Raw genomic sequence first — 22,079 nt, forward strand, 5'->3', positions numbered from 1 at the left:
ACCCTGGGGGTGACCGGCCGGTGAACAACTCTTAGATCTCGCCTCGGAGTTTTGCGAGGGCCTCGGCGAGGATGGCCTCCCCGTCCGCATCGCTGCGCCGCTCACGTACATACGCGAGGTGCGTCTTGTACGGTTCGGTGCGCGGCGGGTCCGGCGGATTGTCCCGGTCCTGGCCGGCCGGGAAACCACAGCGCGGGCAGTCCCAAGTCTCCGGTGTCTGCGCGTCACTGGCGAAGCTCGGCTGCGTCTCGTGCCCGTTCGAGCACCAGAAGGAGATGCGGAGGCGCGGCGCGGACTCGCCCCGCTCGGCCTCCCCCATCGGCCCCGCTCCGACCCGGCTTCCCCGGATCGCGTTGCCACTTGCCACGGTCGTAACTCCCTGCGTGATGGTGCTCGAAGATGCCCCAGTCTACGTAAGGCCCAACGCGCGTCCAGTGAAAGGAGTTACACCCTCACCGGGAATCGCGGACGGCGGGTCAGTTGTCCAGCTTCATCAGCAGACCAAGCACGATAATGCACGCGAACCATCCCAGACCGACCACCACGGTGATCCGGTCGAGGTTTCGCTCGGCGACCGACGAGCCGCCGACGGACGACTGCATACCGCCACCGAACATGTCGGAGAGGCCGCCGCCCTTTCCCTTGTGCATCAGCACCAGCATCATCAGCAGCAGGCTGAAGACGATCAGGGCGATCGAGAACCCCATAACCACGGCTGGTCCCTACTTTCCGGAATTCCCTTGGACTGCTCTAACGGATCTGACGGACAACGGGGACCGGGAGGACGCACCTCCTCGGCCCCCGCAAGGGTACGACGGATCCGCGCTACCGCATACTCACTGGTCGCGGAAGCGGACGATCTTGACGAATTCGTCCGCGTCGAGAGCGGCGCCACCGATCAGCGCACCGTCGATGTCGGGCTTTGCCATGATCTCCGCAACATTCCCGGACTTCACCGAGCCGCCGTACTGGATGCGGACCGCGTCGGCCAGCTCCTGGGAATACAGCTCGGCGAGCCGGCCGCGGATGGCCCCGCAGACCTCCTGGGCGTCGTCGGCGCCGCAGACCTTGCCGGTCCCGATGGCCCAGACCGGCTCGTACGCGATCACGATGGTCTCGGCCTGCTCGGCCGGGATGTCCTTGAGCGCGCCGTCCACCTGCGTGAGGGTGTGCGCGACGTGGCGGCCCTCCTCGCGGACCGACTCCTCCTCGCCGACGCACAGGATCGGGGTGAGGCCGTGCTTGTACGCGGCCTTGATCTTGGCGTTGACGATCTCGTCGGTCTCGTGGTGGTACTGGCGGCGCTCGGAGTGGCCGATGGCCACATAGGTGCACTTCAGCTTGGCGAGCATGGGGCCGGAGATCTCACCGGTGTACGCGCCGGGGTCGTGCGCCGAGACGTCCTGGGCGCCGTACTTGATCTTCAGTTTGTCGCCGTCGACCAGCGTCTGCACCGAGCGCAGGTCGGTGAAGGGCGGCAGGACGGCGACCTCGACGGCGTCGTAGTCCTTGTCGGCCAGAGCGAAGGCGAGCTTCTGGACATGCGCGATGGCCTCAAGGTGGTTGAGGTTCATCTTCCAGTTGCCCGCCATCAGCGGGGTACGGGTGCTCATGAAAGGTCAGTCCTCCAGTGCGGCGAGGCCGGGAAGCGTCTTGCCCTCGAGGTATTCGAGGCTGGCGCCGCCACCGGTCGAGATGTGGCCGAATGCATTCTCGTCGAAGCCCAGGATGCGGACGGCCGCGGCGGAGTCGCCACCGCCGACGACGCTGAAGCCCTCGGAGTCGACGAGGGCCTGGGCGACGGCCCGGGTGCCCTCGGCGTAGTCGGGGTGCTCGAAGACGCCCATCGGGCCGTTCCAGAAGACGGTGACGGCGTCTGCGAGCTTCGAGGCGTACAGCTTGTTGGTCTCGGGTCCGTTGTCCAGACCCATCACGCCAGCCGGGATGGCATCCGCGGCCACGGTGGTGTGGTGGCTCGGGGCCTTGGTCTTGAGGTCGGGGAACTGCTCGGAGACCACGACGTCGACGGGGAGCACGAACTCCACGCCCTTCTCCTCGGCCCGCTTCAGATACTCCAGCACCGCCGGGATCTGGTCCTCCTGCAGGAGGGAGCTTCCGACCTCGTGACCCTGGGCCTTGAGGAAGGTGTACGCCATGCCGCCGCCGATGAGGATGCGGTCGGCCCGCTCCAGGAGGTGGTCGATGACGCCGAGCTTGTCGGAGACCTTGGAGCCGCCCAGCACGACGGCGTAGGGGCGCGCGACGTCCTCGGTGAGCTTCTTCAGGACGCCGACCTCGGTGGCAATCAGGTCGCCCGCGGCGTGCGGCAGCCGGGCCGGGAGGTCGAAGACCGAGGCGTGCTTGCGGTGGACGGCTCCGAAGCCGTCGCCCACGTACACATCGGCGAGTTCGGCGAGCTGATCGGCGAACGCGCCGCGCTCGGCGTCGTCCTTCGACGTCTCGCCGGGATTGAAGCGGAGATTCTCGATGACGGCGACCTTGCCGTCGGTGAGCGCGGCTACCGTGGCGCGGGCGGACTCGCCGACCGTGTCGGTCGCGAAGGCCACGTCGGCGCCGATCAGCTCGCCGAGCCGGGCGGCGGCGGGGGCCAGGGAGAAGGCCGGGTCCGGGGCGCCCTTGGGGCGGCCCAGGTGCGAGGCGACGATGACCCGGGCCCCGGCCGCGGCAAGCTTCTCCACGGTCGGCTGGACGGCGCGGATGCGGCCGTCGTCGGTGATGGTCGTGCCGCTCAGCGGCACGTTGAGGTCGGCGCGGACGAATACGCGCTTGCCGGTGACCCCTTCGGCGAGAAGTTCGTCGATGGTCTTCATCTTGCTGGACTCCTTGGAGGACGAGGAAGCATGCAACGGGGCTCGAACGGCGCTTCGTTGCGCTGTTCGAGCCCCGTGCTCACATCGAGGTGCCTGCCGATTCGACGGTCAGAGCTGGCTGCCGACGAACACGGTCAGGTCGACGAGGCGGTTGGAGTAGCCCCACTCGTTGTCGTACCAGCCGATGACCTTGACCTGCGTGCCCTCTGCCATGGTCAGCAGGGAGTCGAAGGTGCAGGAGGCCGGGTCCGAGACGATGTCCGAGGACACGATCGGGTCCTCGGTGTAGAACAGCTTGCCCTTGAGCGGGCCCTCCTCGGCGGCCTTCTGGAAGGCGGCGTTGACCTCGTCGCGGGTGACCTCACGCTCCAGCGTGATGACCAGGTCGGTGACCGAACCGGTCGGGACCGGGACGCGCATCGCGATGCCGTCGAGCTTGCCCCTGAGCTGCGGGAGCACCAGAGCGGTGGCCTTGGCGGCACCGGTCGTGGTCGGGATGATGTTCTCCGCCGCGGCGCGGGCGCGACGCAGGTCGGAGTGCGGGAAGTCCAGGATGCGCTGGTCGTTCGTGTACGCGTGGACCGTCGTCATGAGGCCCTTGACGATGCCGAAGTTCTCGTCGAGAACCTTGGCCATCGGCGCGACGCAGTTGGTCGTGCAGGAGGCGTTGGAGATGACGTGGTGGTTGGCCGCGTCGTACTTCTCCTCGTTGACGCCCATCACGACGGTGATGTCCTCGCCCTTGGCCGGAGCCGAGATGAGGACCTTCTTGGCGCCGCCCGCGATGTGCTTCTCGGCGTCGGCCTTCTTGGTGAAGATGCCGGTCGACTCGATGACGATGTCGACGCCCAGCTCACCCCAGGGGATGTCGGCCGGGTTGCGCTCGGAGAGCACCTTGATGGTGTGACCGTCGACAGTGATGCTGTCGGCGGTGTGGCTGACCTCTGCCTTCAGACGACCCAGAATGGTGTCGTACTTCAGCAGGTGAGCCGTGGTCGCAGTGTCACCCAGGTCGTTGACAGCCACGATCTCGATGTCCGCACCCTGCTCCAGCAGCGCGCGGAAGTAGTTACGACCGATGCGGCCAAAGCCGTTGATGCCTACGCGGATCGTCACGAACCGATCTCCTCGTTAGGTACGCCGGGTTTCGACGCCGGCGAGTTGTATGGGATGTCCCCGACCGCCTCCGACCCTACCTCTCCGTGGGCCCTGGAGTGACATCGAGCGGGCCCGGAAGCGCGGCGGAGGCCCGTACTCCTCGGTAGGAGTACGGGCCTCCGGTTACTCGGCCGCACAGGCAGTGATGATTACGGAGCGTCAACGTCCGCGGCGACGGGGCGCGTTCCGCTTTCGGCCGGGTTTCGCCGTCGTTTCACGTCAGCCCACCAGGCCGTCGGCGAGCTCCTCGCTGAGCGTGGACTCCGTCCCCGGGATACCGAGGTCCTGGGCCCGCTTGTCAGCCATGGCCAGCAGCCGGCGGATCCGGCCGGCGACCGCGTCCTTGGTCAGCGGCGGGTCGGCGAGCGCACCCAGCTCCTCCAGAGAGGCCTGCTTGTGCTCCATGCGCAGCCGTCCGGCCGCCGCAAGGTGCTCGGGTACCTCCTCGCCCAGGATCTCCAGGGCGCGCCCCACCCGGGCGCCTGCGGCCACCGCGGCCCGTGCGGAGCGGCGCAGGTTGGCGTCGTCGAAGTTGGCGAGCCGGTTGGCCGTGGCCCGGACCTCGCGGCGCATCCGCCGCTCCTCCCAGGCCAGCACCGACTCATGGGCGCCGAGCCGGGTGAGCAGGGCGCCGATCGCGTCGCCGTCGCGGACGACCACCCGGTCCACACCGCGCACCTCACGGGCCTTCGCCGCGATGGAGAGCCTGCGGGCCGCTCCGACCAGTGCGAGCGCCGCCTCCGGACCCGGGCAGGTCACCTCCAGCGAGGAGGACCGGCCCGGCTCGGTGAGCGAGCCATGGGCCAGGAAGGCACCGCGCCAGGCGGCCTCGGCGTCGCAGGTGGCCCCCGAGACCACCTGCGGCGGCAGCCCGCGGATGGGCCGGCCGCGGCCGTCCACCAGCCCGGTCTGGCGGGCCAACTGGTCGCCGCCCGCCACCACTCGTACGACATAGCGGGAGCCGCGCCGCAGCCCGCCGGGGGCCATCACGATCAGCTCGGAGCTGTGCCCGAAAATTTCGAGAATGTCCCGCTTCAGCCGGCGCGCCGCCATTGCGGTGTCCAGCTCCGCCTCGATCACAATCCGGCCGCTCACCAGGTGCAGCCCGCCCGCGAACCGAAGAATCGCCGAAACCTCTGCCTTCCTGCAGCAGGTCCGGGTCACGGGAAGCCGAGAGATTTCGTCCTTCACCGCTGGCGTCATCGCCATGGGCCGATCCTTCCATGCATCCGAAAAATACGGTCGTACGCGGCAGCCAACAGCTCCGGATCATGAATCGGAACGCCGTCGGGTGAGGCCACCGGCGCCAGCTCGACCGCGGCGCCGAGCCGCTTGGCGGCATCGGCGAGGGACTCGCGATCGGGCACGGCGGCTTCGTCGGCCAGCACCACGTCCAGGGCGAGTTTAGGGGCGTGTCGTCCCAAAACCTCCAAATGACGCTGCGGAGAGAAGCCATCAGTTTCGCCGGGCTGTGGTGCCAGGTTGAGCGAGAGGACCTTACGGGCCCTCGTCGTGACGAGCGCGTCGAGCAGTTCCGGTACGAGCAGATGCGGGATCACCGAGGAGAACCAGGATCCCGGGCCGAGCACCACCCAGTCCGCGTCGAGGACCGCCTCGACCGCCTCCGGGACGGCCGGCGGGTCGTTCGGGACGAGGTGCACGGACTGCACCTCACCGGGGGTCAGCGCCACCGTCGCCTGGCCGCGCACCGTGTCCACGTCGTCCGGTCGGGCCGGGTCATGGCCCCGTACGAGCGCCTGGAGCTCCAGCGGCACGGCGGACATGGGCAGCACCCGGCCGTGCGCGCCGAGGAGCTTGCCGACCAGGTCCAGGGCCTGTACATGGTCGCCGAGCTGCTCCCAGAGGGCGACGATCAGTAGATTGCCGACTGCGTGCTCGTGCAGATCGCCCTTGGACTGGAAGCGGTGCTGGATGACCTGCGCCCAGGTCTGGCCCCAGTCGTCGTCGCCGCAGAGCGCGGCCAGCGCCTTGCGGAGGTCGCCGGGCGGCAGGACGCCGAGCTCCTCACGGAGCCGGCCGCTGGAGCCGCCGTCGTCGGCGACGGTGACCACGGCGGTGAGATCGCCGGTGATCCGGCGCAGTGCGGCGAGCGACGCGGACAGGCCCATGCCTCCGCCGAGCGCGACGACCTTGGGCTGCTGGGCGCCGCGCTTGCGGGCCGAGAGCGCGGAGGTGGCTCTGCGCAGCCGCCGCAGGCGCAGATTGCGGCTGGTCACTCGCGCCCCATGTCCCGGTGGACGAGGACGGTCTCGATCCCTTCGGCGGCGAGCCGGGCGGCCAGCTTCTCGGACATCGCGACGGAGCGGTGCTTGCCGCCCGTGCAGCCGACGGCGATCGTGACATAGCGCTTGCCCTCGCGGCGGTAGCCCGCGGCCACCAGCTGGAGCAGCTCGGTGTACTGGTTGAGGAACTCCTTGGCGCCCGGCTGGTTGAAGACGTACGCCGACACCTCCTCGTTGAGACCGGTGAACGGGCGCAGCTCGGGGACCCAGTGCGGGTTGGGCAGGAAGCGGCAGTCCGCCACCAGGTCCGCGTCGACCGGCAGGCCGTACTTGAAGCCGAACGACATCACCGTGGCGCGCAGCTCCGGCTCCTCGTCGCCGGCGAACTGGGCGTCCATCTTGGCGCGCAGCTCGTGCACATTGAGGCTGGAGGTGTCGATCACCAGGTCGGCGTCGCCGCGCAGCTCGCGCAGCAGGTCGCGCTCGGCGGCGATGCCGTCGACGATGCGACCGTCGCCCTGGAGGGGGTGCGGCCGCCGGACCGATTCGAAGCGGCGGACCAGGGCGTCGTCGGAGGACTCCAGGAAGACGATCCGCCGGGTGACGTGCTTGGCCGCGAGGTCGGCGAGGGACTCCCGGAGGTTGTCGAAGAAGCGGCGGCCGCGCACGTCGACGACGACGGCGATCCGGGCCACATTGCCCTGGGACCGGGCGCCGAGCTCCACCATGGTGGGGATCAGGGCGGGCGGCAGGTTGTCGACGACGAACCAGCCGAGGTCCTCCAGACACTTGGCGGCGGTGGATCGTCCGGCGCCAGACATGCCGGAGATGATCACCAGCTCGGGGATGGCCGCGGCGGCATCGCCCGTCTCGGTCGTGGTGCCCGTACTCACGTGTCCTGCTCCGTCTGCTCGGTCCGTGCTGTCGTGCACGCGGTCTGTGCCGTCGTGCACGCGCTCCTGCTCGTGTTCGTGTTCCTGCTCGTGCTCAGTCATGTCGCGCTGCCCCCGTCGTCCTCTTCAATGATCTCTCCTGTCGCCGTATTCACGGCGGGCGCGGCCGGGATGGTCGAGGCGAGGGCGACAGCCACTGATTCCGCCGTCCTGCGGCCTATCCCCGGAACCTCGCAGATCTCGTCGATTGTCGCCTGCTTCAGCTTCTTCACGGAGCCGAAATGCTTGATCAACGCCTGTTTCCGGGTCTCGCCGAGGCCGGCGACGGCGTCCAGGGGACTGGAGCGGATGCGCTTGGCCCGCTTGGCGCGCTGATAGGTGATCGCGAAGCGGTGGGCCTCGTCACGGACGCGCTGCAGGAGGTAGAGGCCCTCGCTGGAGCGGGGCAGGACCACGGGGTCGTCGTCATCGGGCAGCCAGACCTCTTCGAGACGCTTGGCGAGGCCGCAGACGGCGATGTCGTCGATCCCCAGCTCGTCGAGGGCCCGCTTGGCCGCGGCGACCTGCGGCTGGCCGCCGTCCACCACGACGAGCTGCGGCGGGTAGGCGAACCGCTTGGGGCGGCCGTCGTCCTCGCGGGGCTCGTTGCCGAAGGGGTCGCCGTCCGCGGCGGCGGCCTCCGGGGCCGGTACGGCTCCGGAGGGTGCCGGGCTCTCCTCCCACTCCCCCGTCCGCTCCTTCTCCTGGAGGTAGCGCCTGAAACGGCGGCCGATCACCTCGTGCATCGAGCGGACGTCGTCCTGCCCCTCGAAGCCCTTGATCTGGAAGCGGCGGTACTCACTCTTGCGGGCCAGGCCGTCCTCGAAGACGACCATGGACGCGACCACGTCGTCGCCCTGGAGATGGGAGATGTCGAAGCATTCGATGCGCAGCGGAGCCGTATCGAGGCCGAGCGCCTCGGCGATCTCCTCCAGGGCACGGGAGCGGGTCGTCAGATCGGAGGCGCGCTTGGTCTTGTGCAGCCCCAGGGCCTGCTGCGCGTTGCGCTGGACCGTCACCATCAGGTCCTTCTTGTCGCCGCGCTGCGGGATGCGCAGGCTGACCTGGGAGCCCCGGCGGCCGGCGAGCCACTGGGAGACCGCTTCGGGGTCCTCCGGAAGGGCCGGGACGAGGACCTCCTTGGGGACGGAGTCGCCCGTCTCCTCCCCGTACAGCTGCTGCAGGGCGTGCTCGACGAGGCCCGAGGTGTCGACCGCCTCGACCTTGTCGGTGACCCAGCCGCGCTGGCCGCGCACCCTGCCACCGCGGACGTGGAAGATCTGCACGGCGGCTTCGAGCTCGTCCTCGGCGACCGCGATCAGGTCGGCGTCGGTGGCGTCGGCGAGGACGACGGCGCTCTTCTCCATGGCCCGCTTGAGGGCCTCCACGTCGTCCCGGAGCCGGGCCGCCCGCTCGTACTCCATCTCTTCGGCCGCCGCCATCATGTCCTTCTCCAGGCGGCGGATGTACGTGCCCGTGCGGCCGGCCATGAAGTCGCAGAAGTCGTCCGCCAGTTCGCGGTGCTCCTCGGGGGTGATCCGGCCGACGCAGGGTGCCGAGCACTTGCCGATGTAGCCGAGGAGACAGGGGCGGCCGGTCCGCGCGGCGTTCCTGAAGACGCCGGCGGAGCACGTACGGACGGGAAAGACCCGGAGCATCAGGTCGACGGTCTCGCGGATCGCCCAGGCATGGCCGTACGGACCGAAGTAGCGCACGCCCTTCTTCTTGGCGCCGCGCATGACCTGGACGCGTGGGAACTCCTCGTTCAGCGTGACCGCGAGATACGGATAGCTCTTGTCGTCGCGGTACTTGACGTTGAAACGGGGGTCGAACTCCTTGATCCAGGAGTACTCCAGCTGCAGCGCCTCGACCTCGGTGGCGACAACGGTCCACTCGACGGAGGCCGCCGTGGTGACCATGGTGCGGGTGCGCGGGTGGAGACCGGCCAGGTCCTGGAAATAGTTGGCCAGCCGCTGGCGCAGGCTCTTCGCCTTCCCGACATAGATCACCCGGCGGTGCTCGTCGCGGAATTTGTAGACCCCCGGGGAGTCGGGGATCTGTCCCGGCTTGGGGCGGTAGCTGGAGGGGTCTGCCATGTGTCCCACCCTACTTGCGGGCGGTGACAGTCCGGTGTCCCCCGGAGTGGTGCCGTGCTCCCGGGTGCGGGGGTGAGGAAGCGCGCCCCGGAGCACGGGATCAGCGGGCACCGTCACCGTTCAAGGAGCCGCAACCGTTGTCGGGAACGGGTCAACACGCTTCAATGCGGGGGAACAACGCGGTGTGAACGGTGTGACGGATGCGTGAACCGTCCGGCCCCGGCCACCTGCCGTCCCGCTCCCACCGGCGCGGTCTCCCCGCCCCGTGCCGTGAACGTTCACTGGAGGCACGTCATGCAGCGCACCGAGGTCGAACTGGCGCAGGTGCTGCGCACCGGCCCGTTCCATCTGGCGCTGCGCACCGCCTTCTCGGTGCGCGGGCTGCCGCTCCAGCGAGTGCAGCACCATCTCGCGCACCGCGGGGTCAAGGTCGGCGTGACCAGCCTGAGTTACTGGCAGCAGGGGGCCCGGCGCCCGCAGCGTGCCGAGTCCCTGCGGGCGGTGAAGGCGCTGGAGGAGGTACTGGAACTGCCGGGGAACTCGCTGCTCCGGCTGCTCAGCGCCGGGGATGCCGGCGCGGACGCCGAGCGACCCGCCGCGCGTTCGTACCGCTCCCTGATGGAGCCGTCCGGCACGGTGGAGCGGCTGCTCGACGCGCTGGGGTCACCGGCCGACGGCGGGCTGCACACGGTGGGGCACCAGGAGCGGGTACGGATCGGAGCCGGCCGGGAGCTGCGGCGCCGGGACTCGCAGCATGTCGTGCGCGCGCACCGCGACGGGATCGACCGTTATCTCGCCGTGTACCGCGGCGATCCGGGCTGCGACCCCGCGCGGATCGAGGTGGCGGCCCGGGAGAACTGCCGGACGGGCCGGGTCCGCTGGGACCGGGAGGAGGGGGTGCTCGTCGCCGAGCTGCTGTTCGACACCCGGCTGCGGGCGGGTGAGACGTATCTCTTCGGCTATGGGTTCGGCGACGGTACGGGCGGGCCGTGCGGCCAGTACGTGCGCGGCTTCAGCTTCGGCGGCGGACAGTACGTGCTGCAGGTGCGCTTCGACGAGGACGCGCTGCCGGTACGGTGCCGGCGGTTCGCCCAGACTTCGGTGGGAGCTCCGCGCGGCGGGCGTACGGACCTCGCACTCACCGGCCGGCACCGGACCGTGCACCTGGTGGAGCAGGGGGTGCGGCCCGGCCTGGTCGGCATCGACTGGGACTGGGAGTGACGACCACTGTCGCCGTGCGGCCCGGCGTCGAGCACCGTGCGTTCTCAGGCGTCGGGACCGGCCATCAGCTTTCCGCCCTCGACCTTGACCGGGACGGAGGGCAGCGGCACGGTTGCCGGACCGTGCACCGCCTCGCCGGTCGTGGTGTCGAAGCGGCTGCCGTGGCAGGGGCAGTTCCCCTCATTCTTCTCGACCTTGTCCAGCAGGCAGCCCGCGTGGGTGCACTGGGCGCTGAACGCCTTGTACTGGCCCTTGGCCAGGCAGCTGACGACGACCCGCTGCTCGCGGTAGAGCTTTGATCCGCCGACCGGCACCTCGTCCGCGGCGCCGAGCTCGACAGGGACGGTGGGGGTGGGCGTCTCGGCGTGCCCGAGCTTCGACTCGGTCGAACAGGCGGCCACTCCCAGTCCGGCGACACCGGCGAGAGCGGCACCCTTCAGCACGGTACGGCGGGCGGGCTGGCCGGACATGCGGACTCCACGGGGTGAGAGCGGGCAGGGCGAGGGGCGTCGAGGAGGCGCCGGGGTACCGGGGCACCGGGGCACCGGGGTACCAGGGCACCGGGGTACCAGGAGGCTCCGGGGATACGAGGGGCACCAGGGGCACCCCAGGCATCGGTGACAGAACCGACGATACCGGCGGAGAAGGACGACCTTGCGGCCGGGCCGGTCCTGGACGATCGCGCCTGGTCACAGCCCCACGCGCGAGGCGGCGGCTCCCGTCCGGGAACCGCCGCCTCGGCGTCGTGCGGGTCAGGCCTTGCGTGTGCGGGTCGCCTTCTTCGCCGCCGGCTGCTTCGCCGCAGCCGCCGCTGCCGAAGCCGTCTTCGCCGTCGCCGTCTTCCTCGCCGGGGACGACTTGGCGGCCACCGTCTTCGCCACCGCCTTCCCTACCGGCTTGCGCGCCGCCGGCACCGCCGCCTCGCTCACCCGGTCCGCGTCCAGGACGCCCTGCAGGAACTTGCCGGTGTGACTCGCCGGGACCGTGGCGACCTGCTCCGGCGTGCCCTCGGCGATGACCAGGCCGCCGCCGTTGCCGCCCTCGGGGCCCATGTCGATGACCCAGTCCGCGGTCTTGATGACATCGAGGTTGTGCTCGATGACGATCACCGAGTTGCCCTTGTCGACCAGCCCGGACAGCACCTTGATGAGCTTGCTGATGTCCTCGAAGTGCAGTCCGGTGGTCGGCTCGTCCAGGACGTAGACCGTGCGGCCGGTGGAGCGCTTCTGCAGCTCGCTCGCGAGCTTCACGCGCTGCGCCTCACCGCCGGAGAGCGTCGGCGCGGACTGGCCGAGCCTGACGTATCCGAGGCCCACCTCGTGGAGCGTACGGAGGTGGCGGGCGATCGTCGGGACGGCCTCGAAGAATTCCAGGCCCTCCTCGATCGGCATGTCCAGCACCTCGGCGATGGACTTGCCCTTGTAGTGGACCTCCAGGGTCTCCCGGTTGTACCGCGCCCCGTGGCAGACCTCGCACGGGACGTACACGTCCGGCAGGAAGTTCATCTCGATCTTGATCGTGCCGTCACCGGAGCAGTTCTCGCAGCGGCCGCCCTTGACGTTGAAGGAGAAGCGGCCCGGCAGATAGCCGCGCACCTTCGCCTCCATCGTCTCGGCGAACAGCTTGCGGACATGGTCGAAGACGCCGGTGTACGTCGCCGGGTTGGACCGGGGCGTACGGCCGATCGGCGACTGGTCGACGTGCACCACCTTGTCGACCAGATCGTCGCCGTCGACCCGGGTGTGCCGACCGGGGACCGACTTGGCGCCGTTCAGCTCACGCGCCAGGTGGGTGTAGAGGATGTCGTTGACCAGCGTCGACTTTCCTGAGCCCGAGACACCGGTGACCGCCGTGAGCACGCCGAGCGGGAACGAGACGTCGATGTCCTGGAGGTTGTTCTCCCGGGCTCCGCGCACCGTGAGCCGGCGGGCCGGGTCGGCCGGACGCCGGATGTCCGGCATCGGGATGGACTTCTTGCCGTTCAGATAGTGGCCGGTGATCGACTCGTCGTTGGCCAGCAGTTCCTTGAACGATCCGGAGTGGACCACCTTGCCGCCGTGCTCACCGGCGCCGGGGCCGATGTCGACGACCCAGTCGGCGACCTTGATGGTGTCCTCGTCGTGCTCGACGACGATGAGCGTGTTGCCCATGTCGCGGAGGCGGACCAGGGTCTCGATCAGCCGGTGGTTGTCGCGCTGGTGCAGCCCGATGGACGGCTCGTCCAGCACGTACAGCACGCCGACCAGGCCGGAGCCGATCTGGGTGGCGAGCCGGATGCGCTGCGCCTCGCCGCCGGACAGGGTGCCTGCCGCGCGGTTCAGTGAGAGGTAGTCGAGGCCGACGTCGACCAGGAACCTCAGCCGCTCGTTGACCTCCTTCAGCACCCGCTCGGCGATCTTCTTGTCGCGGGCGTTCAGCTTCAGCCGGCCGAGGAATTCGGCGCACTCGCTGATCGACATCGCGGAGACCTGGGCGATGGACTTCTCCATCACCGTCACCGCGAGGACGATCGGCTTCAGCCTCGTGCCCTCACAGGTCGGGCAGGGCACCTCACGCATATAGCCCTCGAAGCGCTCCCGGCTGGAGTCGCTCTCGGCCTCGGAATGCCGCCGCTTGACGAACTGCACCGCACCCTCGAAGGAGGGGGTGGTCCACGCGCGCTCGCGCCCGTAGCGGTTGCGGTAGCGGACCTCGGTCTGGATCTTGTGGCCGTGCAGCAGTGCCTTCTTGGCGCGCTGCGGCAGCCCGGCCCAGGGGATGTCCGTACGGAATCCGAGGGCGTCGGCGAGTGCACCGATCAGCCGCCCGAAGTACTCCTTGGTGTGGCCGTGCGACCAGGGGTGGATCGCGCCTTCGTCGAGGGACTTCTCCACGTCGGGGACGATCAGCTCCGGGTCGACCTCCATCCGCGTACCGATACCCGTGCAGTCGGGGCAGGCACCGAAGGGCGAGTTGAAGGAGAAGGAGCGCGGCTCCAGCTCCTCGAAGGAGAGGTCGTCGTACGGGCAGTAGAGGTGCTCGGAGTACATCCGCTCACGCTCGGGGTCGTCCTCGGGGAGGTCGACGAAGTCGAGCACGACCATGCCGCCGGCGAGACCGAGCGCGGTCTCGACCGAGTCGGTCAGCCGGCGCTTGGCGCTGTCCTTCACCGTGAGACGGTCGATGACCACCTCGATGGTGTGCTTCTCCTGCTTCTTGAGCTTGGGCGGCTCGGCAAGGTGGATGGTCTCGCCGTCGACCCGGGCCCTGCTGTAGCCCTTGGTCTGCAGATCGGCGAAGAGGTCGACGAACTCGCCCTTGCGCTCGCGCACCAGCGGCGACAGCACCTGGAAGCGGCTGCCCTCGGGCAGAGCAAGCACCTTGTCGACGATGGCCTGCGGCGACTGGCGGGAGATCGGCCGGCCGCATTCGGGGCAGTGCGGCTTGCCGATCCGGGCGAAGAGCAGCCGGAGGTAGTCGTAGACCTCGGTGATCGTGCCGACCGTCGACCGCGGGTTGCGCGAAGTCGACTTCTGGTCGATGGAAACGGCGGGCGACAGGCCCTCGATGAAGTCGACGTCCGGCTTGTCCATCTGGCCGAGGAACTGCCGGGCGTACGAGGAGAGCGACTCCACGTAGCGCCGCTGGCCCTCGGCGAAGATCGTGTCGAACGCCAGCGATGACTTGCCCGACCCGGAGAGCCCGGTGAAGACGATGAGGGAGTCGCGGGGGAGGTCGAGCGAGACGTTCTTGAGGTTGTGCTCGCGAGCGCCACGGACGATGAGACGGTCGACCACGCCGGTCCGCACCTTTCTAGAGAGAAGCGGGGGAACTGAGCCCCTGTCCCAGGGTATGGGGGGCGCCACAGCGATGTACGAAGCTTTCGACTCCGAGCGTATAGCACGCGCATTCGATTTACGGACGTCCGATATCCCCTTCACCCGAATGAGTGGCGACGCTAGGCTCGGCCCCATGATTGATCATGCGCACGACCTGGAAGCCGTACGTGAAGCGACCGATCGGCTCCTCAGCGCAACGGTCACATTGGACAACATCACAGTCGCCGAGCCGTCGCGGCTGCCCGGCTGGAGCCGGGGCCATGTTCTTGCGCACCTCTCTCGTAACGCCGACGCGCTCGTAAATGTTCTCCAGGGCCGCCCGATGTACGCAGACAGCGAAACCCGCGATAGCGACATCGAGCGCGACGCACCCCGGCCGCTCGCCGAACAGCTGGCCGATCTGCGCGAGAGCGCGGCCCGCTTCGTGGCCGCGTCCGCCGAGCCGGCCGACTGGTCGCGCACGATCACGATGCGCAACGGCGTGACGGACTCGGCGTCCCGCGTCCCCTTCCGCCGCCGGATCGAGCTCGAGCTGCACCATGTCGACCTGGGCATCGGCTATGAGCTGGAGGACCTGCCGGACGAGTTCGTGGTCCGCGAGATCGACTTCCTCGCGGAGCGGTTCGGCCGGCACCCGGAGGTCGTGTCCACGGGTGTGGCCGCAGACAACGGCCGGTTCTGGACCACCGGCGGCGGCGCGGAAGGCCGTCCTGTCGTGGTCCGTGGCACGGCACCGGACCTGCTGGGCTGGCTCTCCGGGCGCCGAGACGGGTCCGCACTCACCGTGGACGGCGGCCCCCTCCCCGCACTGCCCCCGCTATAGGCTGAGACGTATGACGTACAGCGGAGCGGTCAAGGTCGGCGGACCTGCGGATGTACACGAGTTGACGGATCTGATGATCTCCAAGGTCGCCGTCGGCCCGATGAACAACAACGCCTATCTGCTGCGCTGCCGGGCCACCGGCGAGCAGCTCCTGATCGACGCGGCCAACGACGCCGGGACCCTGCTGCGGCTGATCGGTGACGACTCCATCGCGTCCGTCGTCACCACCCATCAGCACGGCGACCACTGGCAGGCGCTGGCCGAGGTGGTGGCGGCCACCGGTGCGCGTACCTACGCCGGACAGTACGACGCCGAGGGCATCCCGGTCCCGACCGATGTCCTCGTCGACGACAACGGAACGATCCGGGTGGGTCAGGTCACACTGACCGTCCGCCATCTGGTCGGCCACACCCCGGGCTCCATCGCGCTGGTCTACGACGACCCGCACGGCGCTCCGCACCTGTTCACCGGGGACTGCCTCTTCCCTGGCGGGGTCGGCAATACGCACAAGGACCCCGAGGCGTTCGCGAGCCTGCTCCACGATGTGGAGACCAAACTCTTCGACAAGCTGCCCGACGAGACCTGGGTCTATCCGGGCCACGGCCACGACACGACGCTCGGTGCCGAGCGGCCGCAGCTGCCCGAGTGGCGCGCACGCGGCTGGTGAGGGAAGGGCGGGCGGCTCCGCCGCCCGCCCCGCCCGGATCAGGCGTCGATGCTGGAACTCTCCTCCGTCGCCCGGTCCGCCTCCGCGGCCTCGGCCGCCTCCTGCTTCTTGTTGGCGATGAGGCTCGTGATCGTGGTGATCACGAGCACCGCGCAGATGAAGCCGAGCGAGAAGGGGATCGAGATCTCGGGGACATGCACCCCGGACTCGTGCAGGGCGTGCAGCACCAGCTTGACGCCGATGAAGCCGAGGATGACCGAGAGCCCGTAGCTGAGGTGCACCAGCTTCTTCAGCAGACCGCCGATCAGGAAGTACAGCTGCCGCAGCCCCATCAGCGCGAAGGCGTTGGCGGTGAAGACGATGTACGGGTCCTGGGTCAGGCCGAAGATCGCGGGGATGGAGTCCAGCGCGAACAGCACATCGGTGGTGCCGATGGCGAGCATGACGACCATCAGCGGAGTCAGGACCCGCTTGCCGTTGCTCCTGATGAAGAGCTTGGTGCCGTGGTACCTGTCGGCGACACCGAAGCGGCGCTCGATCGACTTGAGGAGACGGTTCTCCTCGAACTCGTCCTCCTCCTCGTCGGTCCGCGCCTCCTGGATGAGCTTCCAGGCGGTGTAGATCAGGAACGCGCCGAAGATGTAGAAGACCCACGAGAAGTTGGCGATGACCGCGGCGCCCGCGGCGATGAAGATCCCTCGCAGCACCAGGGCGATCAGCACACCGACGAGCAGCACGCGCTGCTGAAGGTGGGAGGGCACCGAGAACTTCGCCATGATCAGGACGAACACGAAGAGGTTGTCGACACTGAGCGACTTCTCGGTGATGAAACCGGCGAAGAACTCGCCCGACGCCTGACTCTCGCCGAAGACCAGCAGGCCGAGCCCGAAGAGCACGGCCAGCACGATCCAGACGATCGTCCAGATTCCGGCTTCCTTCGTCGTCACGTCATGGGGCTTGCGCCCGATGAAGAAGTCGATGGCAATGAGGGCTGACAGACCAAGAATGGTCAGCGCCCAGAGGGTTCCTGAAACGTCCACTGCGCCTCCGGCAGTTCGCTACGGCTACTGATCAGCGTCGTCGCTGCCGGAGGTCTCTTCCACCCGGGCGCACGGGATGCGCACCACGGGCCGACGCCCCGGGACCGGTCACAGTCCGTATTGACGGGAACGCCGCATATGGGAGTACTCCCCTCCGTCCGAGGAACAGTACAGGCAACACCAAGAAAAGGTAAAGCCCAGGGCAAAGATCACCCAAAAGACCAGGTCAGGAGCGCCTGAGGGGGCATTGCCCTAGGGGCGTCGGCCGGTGCGCCGGACGGCGGCGACCTGGGCGAGGACCTGCTCCAGCACCCGGCTGCCGGGCGGCGTCCTCAGCGGCTCGTACGTCCAGGCATGGCCGACCCAGGGATCGGCCAGGTGGTCGTCGGCGACCGGGGTGATCCGCAGCAGGGACCGCCACAGCGGATCGAGCACCGGTCCGTAGGCGCTCGCGTCCTCCCGGTCCGCGACCATCAGCAGATGGACGCCGACCGAGGGCCCCTCGTCTGCCAGATAGCGCAGCTGGGTGACGGCCCGGTCGTCGAAGCCGTGCGGGAAGTCGTTGACGATCAGCAGCTGCTCGGCGGTGTCCAGGTCCGGCGGAAGCGAGTCGGCGGCGCCGGCCCGGATCGCCATCTGCACCAGATCGACCCGCCGCGTGAGACGGGCGAGGACCGATGCCACTCCCTGGGTGCCGGCGGCGGGCGGCCCGGCGAGCACCCCGGAGTTCGCCAGAGGGGCGAGTGCTGCCGCCGCCGAACCCGCGGGGTCGATGACATGGACGGAGAACTCGCCCGCGGGGTAGACGGCGAGCAGCCGGGCGGCGTGCGCGACCGCGTTGTCCATGGCGAGGCGGCGGAGCCGGTCCGGATCGGTCAGAGCCGCGGCTTCGGACGCCGTACGCCCGCTGTCGACCCAGATGCCGCGCTCCAGCGGCAGCCGTACGAGCAAGGGGATGCGCAGATCGGGGCTCTCGGGCAGATGGAGGTCGCCGATCCGCAGGGCCATGGGGATCTCCATAGGGACGCGGTAGGCGTGCCAGACGGGATTGTCCCAGCCCGCGAACGCGGCGGGGAGCGCGGGCTCGACGACGGCCGACTCGGCGGCGAGCTGCGCGAGATCGCGGTCGAGCGCCTCACGGGCCCGGTCGGTCAGCTGGTCGCGCTTGGCGCGCGCCTCCTCGCGGGCCCGGTCGCCCGCCCCGCCGATCCTGTTGCGCGGGTCGGACAGGGCCCGGTCCAGCTCCTGCTCCATGCGGGACTCGGCGAAGTCGACGGCGCTGCGGTACGCGGCGGTGGTGCGGGCCAGGTCCTCGAACATGCCCCAGACCTGGTTGTAGAGGCGCTCCTCCATGGACCAGCCGGTCGCGTCCCCGGCGACGGGCTGCGCGGGCCGGCCAGGTTCGGCGGGCGGTGCGGTGGGCGGGGGCGGCGGGGGCGCGGTCGCCTGGCGGCGTGGGTGCGCGTAGTTGATGGGACCCATGGCGGGGCCCGCGCTCGGTCCTGTGGTGGGGCCGCCCGCGGTGGGGCCCGTGGCGGCTGCGGGCCGGGAGGGCGCGGGGTCGGCCGACGGGGTGACGGGCGGCGCCGGATCGCCGATGGCCGCGGTGTGGCGGACCCGGTCCCCCTCCGGGGTGCGGGGCGGGGGCGGCGCCACCGAGCGGGCCATGCCCCGGGCGACCGCCTCTTGGATCGACCGGGCCAGCTCCGCCGCTCCGGTCACCCCCTGGTCGGCGAGCATCGCGGCGAGGCCGCCCGCATATCCCTGGCCGACCGCACGGACCTTCCAGGCGCCCTGCCGACGGTAGAGCTCCAGGGCGGCGACCGCGGACTCCGCGTCCAGGCCGGTGAGGGTGAAGGTGGCGATCTCGGCGCCATCGAGGCCGGTGACGGCGACGAAGGGCGCGGCGACCGCGCCGAACGTGACCGGGCCACCGGCCTCCATGGGCAGGGCCAGCAGCACGGTGACGCGGTGCACCGCGGCAGGCACGGCATCGAGGTCGACGGCCAGCCGGTGCTCGGCGGCGGCCTGCTTGGACACTTCGAGTCCGGGCAGCTGGGGCGAGCCCGGGTGGGCGATCCACTCGATGCCGTGCACGGTGCCCTGCTCGTCGCCGAGCGTGGCACCGGCCACGACGGGCGCACCGGCCGATACCCGGATCTCCAGACGGGTCTGGGGCAAGGTGTGGTTCTGCCCCCGGACCAGCTCGGCCGTCATTGCCCTGTCCCCTCGACGCGTTGATGATGCGCGGTCCGCCGCCACGATCCGCCGTGCCGCGCGATGCCGCGCCATGTGGTGCGGTGCGGTGCATGTGCTGCAGCTCCCGGCGGCCGATGCCTCCGGGAGCTGCACATACCGATACGGACCCGATCGGCCCGGCCGTGCCTACAGGTGCGGCAGGATCGCCGGCATCAGGTCCTGGAACGTGCGGCCGTTGGCCGGGTTGCCGAGGGCCGTCATCTGCCACCCTGCGCCGACGCGGTGCACCTTGGCCATGATCTGCGCGGTGTACTGACCGCCGCCGTCGAGCGTGTAGCGGGCGAGCTCCTGGCCGTTGGTCTCGTCGACGATGCGGCAGAAGGCGTTCTGCACCTCCTGGAACGTCTGGCCGGTGAAGGAGTTCACCGTGAAGACGATCTGGTCGATGTGGACCGGCACCCGCTGCAGGTCGACAAGGATCGCCTCGTCGTCGCCGCCCGAACCGGCACCGCCGACCAGGTTGTCACCGGTGTGCTTGATCGACCCGTCGTCACTGACGAGGTGGCGGAAGAAGACCACGTCGACCGGCTGCTTGTCGGCGAACAGCACCGCCGACGCGTCCAGGTCGATCTCCCGCGTGCGTGAGCCGAACAGACCGCGGCGCGGCGCCGCCTGCCAGCCGAGTCCCATCCGTACCGCGGTCAGGGTCCCCCCGTCGCTCTTCTGCAGGCTGATGGCCTGACCCTTGGTCATGTTGACCGTCACGCGCTGTCCCCTCTCCCCTTGCCCCGCAACCGTCCGTGCGCGGTTTCCCAGCACCCTACGCAGTCACGCCGAAGGCGCAGCAGCCTTGGACCGTTTTTGTGTCGGTCCTGCAACACACGCCGGTACGACAGGTCAGCCGAGGCCCGCCTCGCGCATGTGGCGCAGCTCCTTCTTCAACTCTCCGACCTCGTCGCGCAGTCGGGCGGCCACCTCGAACTGCAGGTCCGCGGCGGCTGCCCGCATCCGGTCGGTCATCTCCTCGATGATCCCGGCGAGCTCGGTCGCGGGCCGGTCGGTGACCACCGCGCCGGCCTTCTTGGCTCCGGCCGCCTTGCCCGCCTTGCCGCCGAGCGCGGGCACCGGGGCCTTGACGCCCTTCGTCTGGCGGTAGCCGGTGCCGAGCAGTTCCTCGGTGTCGATCTCCTCGCGGGCGATCGTCGCGACGATGTCGTTGATCTTCTTGCGCAGCGGCTGCGGATCGATCCCGCGCTCGGTGTTGTAGGCGATCTGCTTCTCCCGGCGGCGGTTGGTCTCGTCGATGGCCTTCTCCATCGCCGGGGTGATCTTGTCCGCGTACATATGGACCTGGCCGGACACATTGCGGGCCGCGCGGCCGATGGTCTGGATGAGGGACGTCCCGGAGCGCAGGAAGCCCTCCTTGTCGGCATCGAGGATGGCCACCAGGGACACCTCGGGCAGGTCGAGCCCCTCGCGCAGGAGGTTGATCCCGACCAGTACGTCGTACTCACCGGCGCGCAGTTCGCGCAGCAGCTCGATGCGGCGCAGCGTGTCGACGTCGCTGTGCAGATAGCGGACCTGGATGCCCAGCTCCAGGAAGTAGTCGGTGAGGTCCTCGGACATCTTCTTGGTGAGGGTGGTGACCAGGACTCGTTCGTCCTTCTCGGTGCGCTTGCGGATCTCGTGCACCAAATCGTCGATCTGGCCCTCGGTGGGCTTGACGACGACTTCCGGGTCGACGAGGCCGGTGGGGCGGATGATCTGCTCCACGAATCCGTCGCCGCGGGACAGCTCGTACTTGCCCGGGGTGGCGGAAAGATAGACGGTCTGGCCGATCCGCTCCACGAACTCCTCCCACCTCAGGGGACGGTTGTCGAGAGCGGACGGCAGCCGGAAGCCGTGGTCGACGAGGTTGCGCTTGCGGGAGGCGTCGCCCTCGTACATCGCGCCGATCTGCGGCACGGTGACATGCGACTCGTCGATGACGAGCAGGAAGTCCTCGGGGAAGTAGTCGAGGAGGGTGTTGGGGGCGGTGCCGCGATCGCGGCCGTCCATGTGCATCGAGTAGTTCTCGATGCCGGAGCAGGTGCCGATCTGGCGCATCATCTCGATGTCGTACGTGGTGCGCATCCTCAGCCGCTGGGCCTCCAGCAGCTTGCCCTGCTTGTCCAGCTCGGCGAGGCGCTGCTCCAGCTCCTGCTCGATGCCGTTGACCGCCTTCTCCATGCGCTCGGGTCCCGCCACGTAGTGGCTGGCGGGGAAGACATAGAGCTCGCTGTCCTCGCTCATGACCTCGCCGGTGAGCGGATGGAGGGTGGAGAGCGCCTCGATCTCGTCGCCGAACATCTCGATGCGGACGGCGAGCTCCTCGTAGACCGGGAAGATCTCGATGGTGTCGCCGCGCACCCGGAAGGTGCCCCGGGTGAACGCAATGTCGTTGCGGGTGTACTGGATCTCTACGAAGCGGCGCAGCAGCTGGTCGCGGTCGATCTCGTCGCCCACCTTGAGCGGGACCATGCGGTCCACGTACTCCTGTGGCGTACCGAGGCCGTAGATGCAGGAGACCGAGGCGACCACGATCACGTCGCGGCGGGTGAGCAGCGAATTCGTCGCGGAGTGGCGCAGCCGCTCGACCTCGTCGTTGATCGACGAATCCTTCTCGATGTACGTGTCCGACTGCGGAATGTACGCCTCGGGCTGGTAGTAGTCGTAGTACGAGACAAAGTACTCGACGGCGTTGTTGGGGAGCAGTTCGCGGAACTCGTTCGCCAGCTGGGCCGCGAGGGTCTTGTTCGGCGCCATCACCAGGGTGGGGCGCTGCAGCTTTTCGATCATCCAGGCGGTGGTCGCCGACTTCCCGGTGCCGGTCGCGCCGAGCAGCACGACATCCTTCTCACCTGCCCGGATGCGCCGCTCCAGCTCGGCGATGGCCGCGGGCTGGTCGCCGTTGGGCTGGTAGGGACTGACGACCTCGAAAGGCGCCACCGAACGTTCGATCTTCGAAACGGGCCGCATGGAACCACCGTACGACCACCCACTGACAACCGG

Annotated in this window: 18 protein-coding genes; 3 read left to right on the top strand and 15 right to left on the bottom strand. The window is 69.3% G+C overall.

Translation table 11 applies throughout. The annotated features are described in order from the left end of the window. Positions 1–31: 31 nt before the first annotated feature. The 9 genes from ABZV38_RS04835 to uvrC all read right to left on the bottom strand — a co-directional run bounded on the left by ABZV38_RS04835 (position 32) and on the right by uvrC (position 9,260). Positions 32–367: an RNA polymerase-binding protein RbpA gene (locus ABZV38_RS04835; RefSeq protein WP_078852825.1), complete on the bottom strand. Its 336-nt coding sequence runs from the start codon at positions 365–367 to the stop codon at positions 32–34. Between the two features lie 109 nt (positions 368–476). Continuing rightward, positions 477–713, bottom strand: coding sequence for a preprotein translocase subunit SecG (secG, locus tag ABZV38_RS04840; protein ID WP_356324553.1), 237 nt, complete (start codon positions 711–713; stop codon positions 477–479). A gap of 123 nt (positions 714–836) precedes the next feature. Next, positions 837–1,613, bottom strand: coding sequence for a triose-phosphate isomerase (gene tpiA, locus ABZV38_RS04845; RefSeq protein WP_356324555.1), 777 nt, complete (start codon positions 1,611–1,613; stop codon positions 837–839). Positions 1,614–1,619: 6 nt separating this feature from the next. After that, complete coding sequence (locus ABZV38_RS04850; protein WP_356324557.1) at positions 1,620–2,831, bottom strand: phosphoglycerate kinase; 1,212 nt, start codon at positions 2,829–2,831, stop codon at positions 1,620–1,622. A 108-nt stretch (positions 2,832–2,939) separates the two neighbouring features. Further along, entirely contained in the window at positions 2,940–3,947 is a 1,008-nt protein-coding gene (gap, locus tag ABZV38_RS04855; protein ID WP_356324559.1) for a type I glyceraldehyde-3-phosphate dehydrogenase, read from the bottom strand. Between the two features lie 261 nt (positions 3,948–4,208). Beyond that, positions 4,209–5,198, bottom strand: coding sequence for a DNA-binding protein WhiA (gene whiA / locus ABZV38_RS04860; RefSeq protein ID WP_030919772.1), 990 nt, complete (start codon positions 5,196–5,198; stop codon positions 4,209–4,211). Then, the gene (gene yvcK / locus ABZV38_RS04865; protein ID WP_356324561.1) at positions 5,189–6,226 is read right to left on the bottom strand and encodes a uridine diphosphate-N-acetylglucosamine-binding protein YvcK; all 1,038 of its coding nucleotides are present in this window, start codon (positions 6,224–6,226) and stop codon (positions 5,189–5,191) included. The genes whiA and yvcK overlap by 10 nt, the downstream gene beginning before the upstream one ends. Continuing rightward, positions 6,223–7,227, bottom strand: a complete 1,005-nt coding sequence (gene rapZ / locus ABZV38_RS04870) for an RNase adapter RapZ (protein ID WP_356324563.1) — start codon at positions 7,225–7,227, stop codon at positions 6,223–6,225. Before rapZ ends, yvcK begins: the two co-directional genes overlap by 4 nt. Continuing rightward, positions 7,224–9,260, bottom strand: coding sequence for an excinuclease ABC subunit UvrC (uvrC, locus tag ABZV38_RS04875; RefSeq protein WP_356324565.1), 2,037 nt, complete (start codon positions 9,258–9,260; stop codon positions 7,224–7,226). Before uvrC ends, rapZ begins: the two co-directional genes overlap by 4 nt. A gap of 294 nt (positions 9,261–9,554) precedes the next feature. On the opposite strand from uvrC, the gene ABZV38_RS04880 reads away from it, so the two are divergent. After that, on the top strand, positions 9,555–10,481 hold the full coding sequence (locus tag ABZV38_RS04880) for a hypothetical protein (protein ID WP_356324567.1): 927 nt from the start codon (positions 9,555–9,557) through the stop codon (positions 10,479–10,481). Positions 10,482–10,525: 44 nt separating this feature from the next. Here the strand turns inward: ABZV38_RS04880 and ABZV38_RS04885 are convergent, their stop codons facing one another. Beyond that, positions 10,526–10,951, bottom strand: a complete 426-nt coding sequence (locus ABZV38_RS04885) for a Rieske (2Fe-2S) protein (protein ID WP_356324569.1) — start codon at positions 10,949–10,951, stop codon at positions 10,526–10,528. A 282-nt stretch (positions 10,952–11,233) separates the two neighbouring features. Continuing rightward, a complete protein-coding gene (gene uvrA, locus ABZV38_RS04890; RefSeq protein WP_356324571.1) occupies positions 11,234–14,257 on the bottom strand; it encodes an excinuclease ABC subunit UvrA in 3,024 nt (1,007 codons plus the stop codon). A gap of 175 nt (positions 14,258–14,432) precedes the next feature. Here uvrA and ABZV38_RS04895 point away from each other — a divergent pair, with 175 nt between their 5' ends. Together ABZV38_RS04895 and ABZV38_RS04900 are read left to right on the top strand one after the other, a co-directional pair. Then, the gene (locus tag ABZV38_RS04895) at positions 14,433–15,122 is read left to right on the top strand and encodes a maleylpyruvate isomerase family mycothiol-dependent enzyme (protein WP_356324573.1); all 690 of its coding nucleotides are present in this window, start codon (positions 14,433–14,435) and stop codon (positions 15,120–15,122) included. 10 nt (positions 15,123–15,132) lie between these two features. Continuing rightward, positions 15,133–15,789: an MBL fold metallo-hydrolase gene (locus tag ABZV38_RS04900; protein ID WP_356324575.1), complete on the top strand. Its 657-nt coding sequence runs from the start codon at positions 15,133–15,135 to the stop codon at positions 15,787–15,789. Positions 15,790–15,827: 38 nt separating this feature from the next. On the opposite strand, the gene ABZV38_RS04905 is transcribed toward ABZV38_RS04900, so the two are convergent. The 4 genes from ABZV38_RS04905 to uvrB form a co-directional block, all read right to left on the bottom strand. Beyond that, the gene (locus ABZV38_RS04905; RefSeq protein ID WP_356324577.1) at positions 15,828–16,829 is read right to left on the bottom strand and encodes a TerC family protein; all 1,002 of its coding nucleotides are present in this window, start codon (positions 16,827–16,829) and stop codon (positions 15,828–15,830) included. A 252-nt stretch (positions 16,830–17,081) separates the two neighbouring features. Beyond that, complete coding sequence (locus ABZV38_RS04910; RefSeq protein ID WP_356324579.1) at positions 17,082–19,046, bottom strand: TerD family protein; 1,965 nt, start codon at positions 19,044–19,046, stop codon at positions 17,082–17,084. A 168-nt stretch (positions 19,047–19,214) separates the two neighbouring features. Beyond that, positions 19,215–19,793, bottom strand: a complete 579-nt coding sequence (locus ABZV38_RS04915; RefSeq protein ID WP_356324581.1) for a TerD family protein — start codon at positions 19,791–19,793, stop codon at positions 19,215–19,217. Positions 19,794–19,925: 132 nt separating this feature from the next. Further along, positions 19,926–22,046, bottom strand: a complete 2,121-nt coding sequence (gene uvrB / locus ABZV38_RS04920; protein ID WP_356324583.1) for an excinuclease ABC subunit UvrB — start codon at positions 22,044–22,046, stop codon at positions 19,926–19,928. Positions 22,047–22,079 lie beyond the last annotated feature (33 nt).

The organism is Streptomyces sp. NPDC005181 (assembly GCF_040608395.1).
GTDB lineage: Bacteria > Actinomycetota > Actinomycetes > Streptomycetales > Streptomycetaceae > Streptomyces.